This window comes from Citrobacter sp. 50677481, from assembly GCF_001463265.1.
GTDB lineage: Bacteria > Pseudomonadota > Gammaproteobacteria > Enterobacterales > Enterobacteriaceae > Citrobacter_A > Citrobacter_A sedlakii.
On sequence record NZ_LNHZ01000053.1, the window covers coordinates 23,683 to 37,062 of the forward strand.

The 13,380-nt window shown below is 56.5% G+C and carries 12 protein-coding genes; 6 read left to right on the forward strand and 6 right to left on the reverse strand.

The features are described from left to right. The first annotated feature begins 208 nt into the window (after positions 1-208). Together APU02_RS13885 and APU02_RS13890 are read left to right on the forward strand one after the other, a co-directional pair. Complete coding sequence (locus APU02_RS13885) at positions 209-1,570, forward strand: MFS transporter (RefSeq protein ID WP_060570325.1); 1,362 nt, start codon at positions 209-211, stop codon at positions 1,568-1,570. A gap of 19 nt (positions 1,571-1,589) precedes the next feature. Further along, positions 1,590-2,105 (forward strand): GNAT family N-acetyltransferase, encoded by a 516-nt coding sequence (locus tag APU02_RS13890; protein WP_060570326.1) that lies wholly within the window; start codon positions 1,590-1,592, stop codon positions 2,103-2,105. A gap of 101 nt (positions 2,106-2,206) precedes the next feature. On the opposite strand, the gene tsr is transcribed toward APU02_RS13890, so the two are convergent. Next, positions 2,207-3,871 carry a methyl-accepting chemotaxis protein gene (gene tsr, locus APU02_RS13895; RefSeq protein ID WP_042292301.1) on the reverse strand — a complete coding sequence of 555 codons (1,665 nt, stop codon included), beginning with the start codon at positions 3,869-3,871 and terminating at the stop codon, positions 2,207-2,209. Between the two features lie 157 nt (positions 3,872-4,028). Beyond that, positions 4,029-5,036 (reverse strand): Ldh family oxidoreductase, encoded by a 1,008-nt coding sequence (locus tag APU02_RS13900; RefSeq protein ID WP_042292302.1) that lies wholly within the window; start codon positions 5,034-5,036, stop codon positions 4,029-4,031. 296 nt (positions 5,037-5,332) lie between these two features. On the opposite strand from APU02_RS13900, the gene btsT reads away from it, so the two are divergent. The 3 genes from btsT (at position 5,333) to yjiA (ending at position 8,773) form a co-directional block, all read left to right on the forward strand. Continuing rightward, on the forward strand, positions 5,333-7,483 hold the full coding sequence (gene btsT / locus APU02_RS13905) for a pyruvate/proton symporter BtsT (protein WP_042292303.1): 2,151 nt from the start codon (positions 5,333-5,335) through the stop codon (positions 7,481-7,483). A 117-nt stretch (positions 7,484-7,600) separates the two neighbouring features. Beyond that, the gene (locus tag APU02_RS13910) at positions 7,601-7,804 is read left to right on the forward strand and encodes a YbdD/YjiX family protein (protein WP_042292305.1); all 204 of its coding nucleotides are present in this window, start codon (positions 7,601-7,603) and stop codon (positions 7,802-7,804) included. A gap of 12 nt (positions 7,805-7,816) precedes the next feature. Beyond that, positions 7,817-8,773: a GTPase gene (yjiA, locus tag APU02_RS13915; RefSeq protein WP_060570327.1), complete on the forward strand. Its 957-nt coding sequence runs from the start codon at positions 7,817-7,819 to the stop codon at positions 8,771-8,773. Between the two features lie 97 nt (positions 8,774-8,870). Here yjiA and APU02_RS13920 read toward each other — a convergent pair whose 3' ends face one another. The 4 genes from APU02_RS13920 to APU02_RS25230 all read right to left on the reverse strand — a co-directional run bounded on the left by APU02_RS13920 (position 8,871) and on the right by APU02_RS25230 (position 11,782). Continuing rightward, a complete protein-coding gene (locus tag APU02_RS13920) occupies positions 8,871-9,950 on the reverse strand; it encodes a DUF2955 domain-containing protein (protein WP_060570328.1) in 1,080 nt (359 codons plus the stop codon). After that, complete coding sequence (locus APU02_RS13925) at positions 9,940-11,007, reverse strand: HlyD family secretion protein (RefSeq protein WP_060570329.1); 1,068 nt, start codon at positions 11,005-11,007, stop codon at positions 9,940-9,942. The genes APU02_RS13920 and APU02_RS13925 overlap by 11 nt, the downstream gene beginning before the upstream one ends. 2 nt (positions 11,008-11,009) lie before the next feature. Next, on the reverse strand, positions 11,010-11,474 hold the full coding sequence (locus APU02_RS13930; protein ID WP_042292325.1) for a MarR family transcriptional regulator: 465 nt from the start codon (positions 11,472-11,474) through the stop codon (positions 11,010-11,012). A 146-nt stretch (positions 11,475-11,620) separates the two neighbouring features. After that, entirely contained in the window at positions 11,621-11,782 is a 162-nt protein-coding gene (locus tag APU02_RS25230; RefSeq protein ID WP_072197122.1) for a DUF1127 domain-containing protein, read from the reverse strand. A gap of 175 nt (positions 11,783-11,957) precedes the next feature. Here APU02_RS25230 and APU02_RS13935 point away from each other — a divergent pair, with 175 nt between their 5' ends. Beyond that, a complete protein-coding gene (locus APU02_RS13935) occupies positions 11,958-13,370 on the forward strand; it encodes a PLP-dependent aminotransferase family protein (RefSeq protein WP_060570330.1) in 1,413 nt (470 codons plus the stop codon). Positions 13,371-13,380 lie beyond the last annotated feature (10 nt).

The following is a 13,380-nucleotide window of genomic DNA, read 5'->3' on the forward strand; positions in this document are numbered from 1 at the left end:
AAAACAGGATTCCGGAACCCACCGCACGCTTTTATCAAAATAAAAACGCGGAAGAAATATCCCTTACCTATGCTCACGAACTGTCGACGTTATTAAAAAAGCATTGTGAGCGGCGGGGATAAAATATTCCTTTGCCGATCGTTTACATGAACGCTGCGCGACACGATGTCCCGCAGAAAATAATAAACACAAGTAATGGGAGTCCGGCGTGGAAAAAGAAAATATTACCCTCGACCCGCGTTCTTCATTTGACAAACCGGCCACTGCCGATATTACCGTCCCGCCTGAAGGCATGGTACAACGCAGCAGTCGAATAAAACGTATTCAGACCACTGCAATGATTTTATTATTTTTCGCGGCGGTGATTAATTATCTTGACCGTAGTTCGCTGTCGGTGGCGAACCTGACGATCCGGGAAGAGTTAGGGCTAAGCGCCACCGAGATCGGCGCGCTGCTGTCGGTCTTTTCTCTGGCCTACGGCATCGCCCAACTTCCCTGCGGCCCGCTGCTGGACCGCAAAGGGCCACGCATTATGCTCGGCCTCGGCATGTTCTTCTGGTCGCTGTTTCAGGCGCTTTCCGGGATGGTGCACAGCTTTACGCAGTTTGTGCTGGTGCGCATCGGCATGGGGATTGGCGAAGCGCCGATGAACCCGTGCGGCGTGAAGGTCATCAACGACTGGTTTAACATCAAAGAACGTGGTCGACCAATGGGCTTTTTTAACGCGGCATCCACTATTGGCGTAGCCATCAGTCCGCCGATTCTGGCGGCAATGATGCTGGTCATGGGCTGGCGCGGCATGTTTATTACCATCGGCGTGCTGGGCATCTTTCTCGCCATCGGCTGGTATATGCTGTATCGCAACCGCGAGCAGGTGGAACTGACCGCCGTCGAGCAGGCTTATCTGAACGCCGGGAGCGTCAACGCCCGTCGCGACCCGTTGAGTTTTGCCGAATGGCGCAGCCTGTTCCGCAACCGCACCATGTGGGGCATGATGCTCGGCTTTAGCGGCATTAATTATACCGCGTGGCTGTATCTGGCCTGGCTGCCTGGGTATCTGCAAACGGCCTACAGCCTGGATTTAAAGAGCACCGGGCTGATGGCGGCGATCCCTTTCCTGTTCGGCGCGGCGGGGATGCTGGTCAACGGCTACGTCACCGACGGGCTGGTAAAACGCGGAATGCAGCCAATTAAAAGCCGTAAAATCTGCATTATCGCCGGGATGCTGTGCTCTGCGGCCTTCACCTTTGTGGTGCCAAACGCCACCACCTCCATGAGCGCGGTTCTGCTGATTGGCATGGCGCTGTTCTGTATCCATTTCGCCGGGACTTCCTGTTGGGGTCTTATCCACGTGGCTGTCGCTTCACGGATGACCGCGTCGGTGGGCAGTATCCAGAACTTCGCCAGCTTTATCTGCGCCTCGTTCGCGCCGATTATTACCGGCTTTATCGTTGATACCACCCACTCATTCCGCCTGGCGTTGATTATTTGCGGCTGCGTCACCGCAGCAGGCGCGCTGGCTTACATCTTCCTGGTTCGCCAGCCAATTAGCGATCCCCGTAAGGTGTGAAAGGCAATATACTGAGTGGATGAAAATACACTGCCGCCCCACCACACTTGCTGATACCGCCGACCTGCCCGCTATTGAGCGCTCGGCAGGACGGCGCTTTTTAGCCGTTCCTGCGCTTGCCTGGATCGCTGACGACACCATTATGACCGTGGAGCAGCATCGGGAATATGTCTTAGCCGGAATGAGCTGGCTGGCAGAAACCGACGGGCATACCGTTGGCTTCCTGCTCGCAGAAGCACAGGAGTCTTCGTTGTATATCGCAGAGTTTTCGCTGCATCTCGACTGGCAGGGGAAAGGAATTGGTCGTCAGTTGCTCAACGTTGTCAGACAATGGGCTGATGAACAGGGCTATACCGCGATGACGTTGACCACGTTTCGTGACGTGGCGTGGAACGCGCCGCTGTATGCCCGGCTGGGCTTTGAGATGCTCGACGAGGACTCGCTGCCAGCCGCATTGCGTCAGAAGCGAGAAGCAGAAACGGCGCGGGGTATCGCCCGTGGTTCCCGCTGCGCCATGCGCCTGCGTCTGAGGTAAACGTCCGAGGGCGGCTACGCTTTCCCAGGCCGACGCTTACCCGGTAGGCTGGTTAAGCGCAGCGCCAACCGGCGGCGTTCCTTCGCCACCGGCTTTACCGCTTAAAACGTTTCCCAGTTCTCGCCGGTATCCGCCACAACGGCCTTGCGCGGCTGAACGGGCGCCGACACCGGTTTCACGCTGGCGGTTTCGCGCGCGCGCTGCTGCTCCTGCTGGATGCGGAACACGGCGACAGCCTGAGTCAGGCGGCTGGCCTGCTCTTCCAGCGCTGCAGCCGCCGCTGCGGACTCTTCCACCAGCGAGGCGTTCTGCTGCGTGACGCGATCCATCTCCGCCACGGCCAGGCCGACCTGATCAATCCCACGGCTTTGTTCGTCAGACGCGGAGGCGATTTCGCCCATAATGTCGGTTACGCGCGTGACCGCGTTCACGATCTCATCCATCGTTTCGCCCGCGCTTTCCACCAGCGTAGAGCCAACGTCAACACGGCTCACCGAGTCTTCGATCAGGCTCTTGATCTCACGCGCCGCCTGGGCGCTACGTTGCGCCAGATTACGCACTTCACCGGCGACCACAGCGAATCCGCGGCCCTGCTCGCCTGCACGCGCCGCTTCAACCGCCGCGTTAAGCGCCAGAATGTTGGTCTGGAAGGCAATACCATCGATCACGCTAATAATGTCGGCGATTTTTTGCGAACTGGAAGCGATATCGCGCATGGTCTGCACCACGTTGTCCACCACTTTGCCGCCTTTTTGCGCCGTCTCGGAGGCGCTAAGCGCCAGATGGCTGGCCTGACGGGCGTTTTCGGCGTTCTGCTTCACGGTAGCGGTCAGTTCTTCCATGCTCGCCGCGGTCTCTTCCAGAGACGCCGCCTGTTGTTCGGTGCGGGAGGAGAGATCGTTGTTGCCCATGGCGATTTCACTGGCGCCGCTGTAAATCGCGTTCGCGCCGTTACGCACATCACCCACGGTACGCACCAGCTCGCCCTGCATATGGCGCAGGCTCTCCGCCAGTTGGCCCATTTCGTTAGAGCCTTCCACATCAATACGCTTCACCAGATCGCCGCTGGCGATATGGCGAATGCTTTCAATCAGCCGGTTCATCGGCGCAATCAGCGACAGCTTAATGCCAAACCAGACGGCAAAAATCACCACCAGCACCGCGAGCAGCACGCAGCCAAGCACCCACATCGCCTGATTGTAAGAGTTGTTGTTGTCCTTGACCGCCTGGTCATAAAGTCGGTCGTTCTGCTCAAGATAGCTCACATACTGTTTCTCAAAAGCGTCCTGATATCCCTGGGTTGGCTGATCGAAAAACGCGTTGATATTACCCGCGCCGAGCAGTTGTATAAGTTCAGCCAGCGCGTTGTGGTAAATGTCGTAATTGCGTTTGATCTCAGCCGAAGCCGCTTCGCTTTGGCGCGGGTCACGCGGCAACGCTTCGTAATCGGCCCAGTTTTTTTCCGCCTGTTTCAGCGACGCCGTGGCTATCTGCATCAGATCCGCCACGGTCGCGCCGCTACCGATGTTGTTCTGATCCATCATGTAACGGATACCCGCGCGGTTCAGGGTATTGCGGGTCTGCAACAGCGCCACCCAGCTACCGTTTAGCGTGGACTGTTGCTGGCGAATGGTTTGTAAAACGGTGAAATTCTCTTTGTCATTCTTCAATGCGTTAAAGAACAGACCGCCTGAGGTGAGTTGTAAAAGGCCAAACAGCGCCAGGACCAGCAATAAGCTGGTCACAATCTTGATACGTTTTAACATGTTTTCTCTTTCCGCTAGACAGATACTCTGGTTTTCGGCCTGGAATGAGAAAACTTTATGGAACCGCGGGCGGTATCACAGGAAATTTGCTTAATTAACTGGCAATAACGGTGATAACCCACTCTGCAAACGGGCAGCGGGCGGCTGCCCGCGTACGTTACAGCAGTGCTGAAATCTCCTCATACAGCGAGCGTGGGATCGTCACGCCTGCATCCTGGCATGTTTGCCGCGAGATGAAACGGCGCTCGCCCGGCAGCCGCGCCCCCTGCGCCTGCATTGAGGCAAACAGCGTTTCAGCACGATCCAGATGTACATGGGCTTCCGCACCCAGAAACCGTTCAGGATCAAGCGCCAGGATCAGCTCGCCGCCGTACGGCAAACCGCCTGCGCCATCGTCCCAGGCCAGCGACTCTGCGCTGGTCATATCGCCAATCAGCGGCCCGGCCAGCAGCTCCACCATCGCGGCGAAGGCGGAGCCTTTATGCCCGCCAAACGTCAGCATCGCGCCATCCAGCACCGCCTGCGGATCGGTAGACGGTTGCCCTTCACTGTCGATTCCCCAGCCTTCGGGTATGGGCTTTCCGGCTCGCAGATGAAGCTGAATTTCACCGCGCGCCGCCGCGCTGGTCGCCATATCGAAAATATACGGCGGCTTGTCTTTTCGCGGCCAGCCAAAGGCGATGGGGTTCGTACCAAACAACGGACGCGTACCGCCAGCCGGCGCGACCCAGGCATGGCTTGGCGTACAGGCGTAGCCGACCAGCCCGGCGTCGGTGAGCGGTTCGATATCGGCGAACAGCGCTGAGAAATGCACACAGCGATTAATGGCCAGCGCCGCAATGCCGCAGGTTTTGGCTTTGCAAATCAGCAGCGGCAGCGCCTGTTCATAGGCCACCAGCGAAAACGCGCCGCCCGCGTCGGCTTTGACAATCGCGGGGGCCTGATCGGTAATGACCGGACGCGCATCCGCAGAGACTTTTCCCTTACGCAGGGTGTCGACAATCCCCAGCAGCCGCCACAGGCCATGTGACGCGCATCCGTCGCGTTCACCCGCCGTGACGTTACGCGCGATAGCATCTGCATGTTCAGCGCTAAAGCCGTTTTTACATAACACTTCGCGTGACAGCGCATAGGCCTCAGAGAGTGCGAGGGTGACGTTTTCCATGTTCTTCTCCTTATAAGAGTGTCGGCAATAAGCGTAGACCCTTATTGCCCGAGGCCACAGTATTTTTCATTGTGATCTCAGTCACATAAAATCAATCCCTTAACGGTCGTCTTTACCGCTTACTGACACTTCTGACCGCTTAACTCAACATTTGACCGCTTACCCATTTACCTTACTTTACGCGCGCGTACCTCTGGCAAGATCGCTTCACCTTAGTCGTCATTTTTTTCTCCTCAAACGCAACGCAAACCCAACGGCTTCGGCCAATTATTCATCTTAGAAAACCAGGTTTTACTATGGATACTAAAAAGATATTCAAGCACATACCCTGGGTGATCCTCGGGATCATCGGGGCCTTCTGCCTCTCGGTAGTGGCCTTACGTCGGGGTGAACACGTCAGCGCCCTGTGGATCGTGGTCGCTTCCGTGTCGGTGTATCTGGTGGCTTACCGCTACTACAGCCTGTACATCGCCCAAAAGGTGATGAAGCTTGACCCTACACGTTCAACGCCTGCAGTCATCAATAACGATGGCCTGAACTATGTTCCGACCAACCGCTACGTGCTGTTTGGTCACCACTTTGCCGCTATCGCTGGCGCGGGTCCACTGGTTGGGCCGGTTCTGGCGGCGCAGATGGGCTACCTGCCGGGTACGCTGTGGCTGCTGGCGGGCGTGGTGCTGGCCGGGGCGGTGCAGGACTTCATGGTACTGTTTATTTCTTCACGCCGTAACGGCGCGTCGCTTGGCGAGATGATCAAAGAAGAAATGGGCACCGTGCCGGGGACCATCGCCCTCTTTGGTTGCTTCTTAATCATGATCATCATCCTCGCCGTCCTGGCGCTGATCGTGGTCAAAGCGCTGGCGGAAAGCCCGTGGGGCGTCTTCACCGTCTGCTCAACGGTGCCGATCGCGCTGTTTATGGGCATTTACATGCGCTTTATTCGCCCCGGTCGCGTGGGTGAAGTCTCCGTGATTGGTATCGTTCTGCTGGTCGCCTCGATCTATTTCGGCGGCGTGATCGCGCACGACCCGTACTGGGGCCCGGCGCTGACCTTTAAAGACACCACCATTACCTTCGCGCTGATCGGCTACGCGTTTGTTTCCGCACTGCTGCCGGTCTGGCTGATCCTCGCGCCGCGCGACTATCTGGCGACCTTCCTGAAGATCGGCGTTATCGTCGGTCTGGCGCTGGGTATCGTTATCCTGAACCCGGAACTGAAAATGCCTGCGATGACTCAGTACATCGACGGCACCGGCCCGCTGTGGAAAGGCGCGCTGTTCCCGTTCCTGTTCATTACCATTGCCTGCGGCGCGGTTTCTGGCTTCCACGCGCTGATCTCGTCCGGTACCACACCGAAACTGCTGGCTTGTGAAACCGACGCGCGTTTCATTGGTTATGGCGCAATGCTGATGGAATCCTTCGTAGCGATCATGGCGCTGGTTGCGGCATCCATCATCGAACCGGGTCTCTATTTTGCGATGAACACCCCGCCAGCGGGCCTGGGCATCACCATGCCGAACCTGCATGAAATGGGTGGCGAAAACGCGCCGCTGATTATGGCGCAACTGAAAGACGTCACCGCACACGCGGCGGCCACCGTCAGCTCCTGGGGCTTCGTGATTTCGCCAGAGCAGATCCTGCAAACTGCGAAAGACATCGGTGAACCGTCCGTGCTGAACCGTGCTGGCGGCGCACCGACGCTGGCGGTAGGTATCGCGCATGTCTTCCACAAGGTGCTGCCTATGGCGGATATGGGCTTCTGGTACCACTTCGGTATTCTGTTTGAAGCGCTGTTCATCCTGACCGCGCTGGACGCCGGTACCCGTTCTGGCCGCTTCATGCTGCAGGATCTGCTGGGTAACTTCGTGCCGTTCCTGAAGAAAACTGACTCTCTGGTCGCCGGCATTATCGGCACCGCGGGCTGCGTGGGTCTGTGGGGCTACCTGCTGTACCAGGGTGTGGTCGATCCGCTGGGCGGCGTGAAGAGCCTGTGGCCGCTGTTCGGTATCTCTAACCAGATGCTGGCTGCCGTGGCGCTGGTTCTCGGCACCGTGGTGCTGATCAAAATGCAACGCACCAAATACATCTGGGTCACCGTGATCCCTGCGGTCTGGCTGCTGATCTGCACCACCTGGGCGCTGGGTCTGAAACTGTTCAGTGACAACCCGCAGATGGAAGGCTTCTTCTACATGGCTAACCAATACAAAGAGAAGATTGCCAACGGTGGCGAGCTGACCGCTCAGCAGATCGCCAACATGAACCACATTGTTGTGAACAACTACACCAACGCAGGCCTGAGCATTCTGTTCCTGGTGGTGGTGTACAGCATTATTTTCTACGGTTTTAAAACCTGGCTGAAAGTGCGCAACGTGGACAAACGTACCGATAAAGAAACCCCGTACGTTCCGGTTCCGGAAGGCGGCGTGAAGACATCTTCACATCATTAAAAACCGAGACCGGGTGGCGCTGCGCTTACCCGGTCTACGTATGATGAGCGCCGCAGTAAAGTAGGCCGGATAAGGCGTTAGCCGCTATCCGGCTTAATTCATTACAGGTATAAGACAATGTTTGGTAACTTAGGGCAGGCAAAAAAGTACCTCGGCCAGGCGGCGAAGATGTTGATTGGCATTCCAGACTACGACAATTACGTCGAGCATATGCAGACCAATCATCCCGATCAGCCGTACATGAGCTACGAAGAGTTCTTCCGCGAGCGCCAGCAAGCACGCTACGGCGGCGACGGTAAAGGCGGCATGCGCTGCTGTTAGAAGGAGAAGTGAATGACCCCTATTGCAGTCACCCTACTCACCGGATTTCTTGGCGCGGGTAAAACCACCCTGCTGCGCCATATCCTCAACGAACAGCACGGCTATAAAATCGCTGTTATCGAAAACGAGTTCGGCGAAGTCTCCGTCGACGACCAACTCATTGGCGATCGCGCCACGCAGATAAAAACCCTGACTAACGGCTGTATTTGCTGCACCCGCTCCAACGAGCTGGAGGATGCGCTGTTGGACCTGCTTGATAATCTTGATAAAGGCAACATCAGCTTTGACCGGCTGGTGATTGAGTGCACCGGCATGGCCGACCCCGGTCCGATCATTCAGACCTTTTTCTCCCATGAGGTCATTTGCCAGCGTTATCTGCTGGACGGCGTTATTGCGCTGGTCGATGCGGTTCACGCCGACGAGCAGATGAATCAGTTCACCATCGCCCAGTCCCAGGTCGGTTACGCCGACCGTATCCTGCTGACCAAAACCGACGTGGCGGGCGGGAGTGAAAAACTGCGCGAGCGGCTGGCGCGCATCAACGCCCGCGCCCCGGTATATACCGTGACGCACGGCGATATTGACCTCTCTCTCCTGTTCGATACTAACGGCTTTATGCTGGAAGAGAACGTGGTCAGCGCGACACCACGCTTCCATTTTATTGCCGATAAGCAGAATGATATTTATTCCATTGTGGTGGAACTGGATTATCCGGTAGATATTGGCGACGTTTCGCGCGTGATGGAAAACCTGCTGCTGGAATCCGCCGACAAACTGCTGCGCTACAAAGGGATGTTATGGATTAAAGGCGAACCCAACCGCCTGCTGTTCCAGGGCGTACAGCGTCTGTACAGCGCCGACTGGGATCGCCCGTGGGGCGACGAAACACCCCACAGCCAGCTTGTGTTTATTGGTATTCAATTGCCGGAAGACGAAATCAGAGCCGCATTTGCGGGGCTGAAGAAGTAATACCTCCCTGCCCGATGGCGATGCCTGTCGGGTCTGGCCCGACAGGCCGGAGAAAGCGTTTACGCTATCATCCGGCGCCTTCCCATGTAAGCCCGAATCACTCCACCACAAACCGCGTTGCCGCAAAGCAGTTCAGTACCCGGTGTACCAAAAACACCATCGTCAGCGTTACCATCAGCGCCACGGTGACCGAGGTGATGCGGTACAGATCGCTGAACACCAGGTCGCTGTCCGGGTGCAGGTTCTGACCGAACATAATGCCGATGGTGGTGATACTGGCGAAGCCCACTCCCGCGCCGACCTTTTCCATCACATGCAGGCGGGCGCTGAAAGCCAGGCCGAGCCCAATTAACGGCATCATGAGCAGCATGTGGTTGCTGAAGTCATAAATAATCAGCTGCACCACCAGAATGTACAGGCAGGCCAACACGACGCCCACCACGCGCCAGATAGAACTGATCACCGCGCCACGATAGTGCATGGGAAAGAGAATCAAAATGCCCGCCATCAGCGCCGACAGGGAGTCACTGAGATCGCAAATCTGGAAAACCACAAAAATCATCGTCGCCACGCTGCCGGAAAGCAGCGACTCATGACGAACCCGGGCAGCGTCTTTGTCAATACGCGGCGGCGGCTGTCGCGGTTCCACATCGGGAATCAGATAGTGCAGCAGCGCGCTCAGCGCCACGGCCATCACGCAGGCTTCCATATTGGAAAACATCAGCGTATGCCAGTTCGTGGTGGGATAGCTCATAAAGTTAAGCATTGTACTCTGGCAAACCACCCCCATTGAGCCGAGCAGAAACAGTGTCCCCTTGCTCATAAAGCGAAAGCGCATCACGTACAGAGCCAATACCACCAGCGTCATAATAAGCGGCCATTGCGAAAGATAACCGACAATCAGTACCATTTCGACGCAGTTCACCGCTGCGCTGAATACAAACTGCGTCGCCACGTGACGGTTAAACACCGGCACCAGCGACATCAGCATCAGCGGATAGACCACAAAAAACACGCCGTACTGAACGTTGTAAAATGTGGAAACACTGAGGGCAACCGTTCCGGCGACGGCGATGCGTACGGTCTGGCGAAAATCGTTGGCCGTGTAAACAATCTTCCCGTGCGGCGTAAACACCTGTGCCAGCGTATTTATCGAGGCCAGAGAGCTAATAAACATAGTGCAGCCAGCTTACGAGGTGGATCTGCGCCCCGGCGAAGGTGCGGGCAAACGGCCCTTCACTGTTATACAGTTGCACTGTGGCGCGCGCCCCGGTCGGTAACGGTTTTTCCAGCGGCTTGTCCAGCGCCACATGGATGCGCATCCGCTGGGCATCACGTACCCAGCGTGTGGACTGCTCCGGCTGCGACAGTTGGCCATTCACATCCTCCTGCCCCGCCAGGATCCCGGCATCGCTGCTGGTGACGTGAGCGGGAAACACGTTGCCCGGCAGTGCGTCAAAGACCACGGCGGCATCGGTGCTGGTCTGAGTATGGCGCAGGCTCTTCTCGCGAAAGTCGGCCACGATATCGGTCTGGTTGCTGACCAGCGCCAGCAGCGGTGTGGCGGCAGTGGCATACAGGCCGGGGTTTAGCTGCAGATTACTCACCGTGCCGTCGGTCTCGGCTCTGACCTTCGTCCAGCCCAGGTTCAGCTTCGCCTCGTCAAGCGCGTTACGGTATTTTTGAAGCGTGACGTTACGACTGTCGTCGCGTTCGCCACGCTGGATCAGCAGGTTCTGAATATTGGCTGTCAATGCCGATACCGACTGTTCGCTGGTTTGCCAGGCGGTGCGGACTTTGTCGAGATCCGCCTGAGAGACGTTCTGCATCGCGCTCAGCTTCTGGTAGCGATTAAGCGTAAGTCTGTCGTTGTGGGCGGTGTATTGCGCGGTGCGCAGGCTGGCGCGCGCAGCGGCGATCTGCGCATCCAGTTGCTGATTGCTCAGTTTCGCCTGTTCCAGAGCGATCTGCGCAGCCTCAACTTTATTAATAAACGGTGTCGGGTCGAGCTCATACAGCAGATCGCCTTTTTTCACCTGGCTGTTGTTGTGTACGTAAACGTGGGAGACGTAACCGGATACCCGGGAAGAAACCGGCGTGACCACGCGCATTACGGTGGCGTCCGGCGTCAGTGGGATCCAGATATCGGCAACAATAAACCAGGCGAATATCACCAGGAAAGCGGCAATACTCCCCCTTACCCAACGGGCAAATTTTTGTTCTGGCGTCATCATTTTTAACGTTGATTATCTTCTTCGCGGATTGTCCGCAGATTGCAGGCGATTTGATTAAGTGTGGCGCTGAAAAGGGCAAGTTCCGCTTCCGGGATGGTGCAGGTCACGCGCTGCTGATACGTCTCGATCACCCTGTTGAGTTCACGCAGAACCGCGCGACCGTTGTCCGTCAGGGTGAGCAGGCGAATACGCTTGTCCCAGGGCGATATGGAACGTATCAGATAACCCCGTTTTTCCAGCTGCGCGAGCGTGCGCATGAGCGGCGGCAGTTCAATACCCTGCATTTCAGCCAGCTCGCTTACCGAGACGTTATCGCCCAGTTGATGCAATTGCATCAATACCGTCCAGCTTGACTGCGTCAGGCCGGTGTCGGTGATGGCGGTATCAATAATGGCGCGCCACTGACGCACCACCATCGCCATGCGCATGCCCATCGGACGGCGGGCAAACAGTTCGTCTTCGGTCATAGCACTTCCCCTCTTAGCTGAGGGGAAAATAATACTTATCAGGATAAGTATCAAGAAACAGGCCGGGTATTCGCATGAATTGATAAATATCATGAATGTATTTAGAACGACGCTGTGCGCGTCGCCCTTATTGATTTTACGGGCTTTTAGAGCTCATCCCGCCGTAAGCCAATATCTTTGAGCCATTCATCATTCATCTGTTGCAAAATGCGTCGCGAGTAAACCCGTAAGCGCCACGCTTTATACGCCCGCCAGATCAGCATAAATCCCGCAAATGGCCGTTTTGCCCTGTTCTCGTAAAATTCCATTCTCCACCTCCGCATTAACCTGAGGCTTTATTCTGGCGGGGGGCGATTATTCATTACAGATTCAAAAAACACTTTTCTTTAACATACAGATTGACTAAAAATACGTCTGCACTGCAAAAAATGCACCTGTCTGTACTGGTTTTGAAATCTGTATGGCATTTATAAGGGATACAGCATGACGCGTTATCAACATCTGGCCAATCTGCTGGCTGAACGTATTGAGCAAGGTTTATATCGTCATGGAGAAAAATTGCCGTCAGTGCGCAGCCTGAGCCAGCAACATGGCGTGAGTATCAGCACTGTGCAACAGGCGTATCAGCGCCTGGAATCGCAGCAGCTCATTACGCCACAGCCGCGGTCGGGCTATTTTGTCGCGCCGCGCAAAGCGCAGCCGCCGGTCCCTCCGATGTCACGACCGGTACAGCGTCCGGTGGAGATCACCCAGTGGGATCAGGTGCAGGATATGCTGGAAGGGCATCACGACGCGTCCATTATTCCCTTTAGTAGCGGCATCCCGGACATCAGCCAGCCAAGCCTGAAGCCGCTCTGGCGCGAGTTAAGCCGCGTCGCGCAGCACAATCTGAGCGCGGTGCTGGGCTATGATGAGCTATCCGGCTGTCGCGAACTGCGTCAGCAAATCGCGCGACTGATGCTCGACGGCGGTTCCGTGGTCACCGCCGAAGATATTGTCATAACCAGCGGCAGCCAGAGCAGCATGTCGCTGGCGCTGCTGGCGGTGTGTCAGCCGGGGGATATTGTCGCCGTGGAATCGCCCGCATACTACGGCACCATGCAGCTTCTGCGCGGTTTAGGCATCAAAGTAATTGAAATTCCTACCGATCCGGATACGGGGATCAGTATCGAAGCGCTGGAACTGGCGCTGGAACAATGGCCGGTCAAAGGGGTCATACTGGTGCCAAACTGCAATAATCCGCTTGGGTTTATCATGCCGGATGCGCGTAAGAAAGCGGTACTGGCGCTCGCCCAGCGTCACGATATCGTTATTTTCGAAGACGATGTTTACGGCGAACTGGCCTCGGAGTACCCTCGCCCGAAAACCATTCACGCCTGGGATATCGACGGACGGGTGATTCTGTGCAGCTCGTTTACCAAATCGGTCGCGCCGGGCCTGCGCGTCGGTTGGGTGGCGCCTGGCCGTTACCATGACAAGCTGCTGCATATGAAGTACGCCGTTATCGGCTCCAACGTCCCGGTCACCCAACTGGCGGCGGCCGCGTTTGTCCGGGAGGGTCACTATCACCGTCACCTCCGGCGAATGCGCCAGATTTACCAACGCAACATGGAAATCTACACCTGCTGGGCACGGGAATATTTTCCCGGCGGCATCTGCATCACGCGGCCAAAAGGCGGTTTTTTACTGTGGGTTGAATTACCAGAACAGGTCGATATGGTCTGCGTGGCGAAACAACTCTGTCGACTGAGAATCCAGGTTGCGCCCGGCTCCCTGTTTTCGGCATCAGGTAAATACCGCAACTGCGTGCGCATCAATTGCGCGCTACCACCGGACGAGAAACACCGGGAAGTGATGCAAAAGCTTGGCGAGGCGATTAAGGTGGCGATGGACTAGCTTCTGCCAC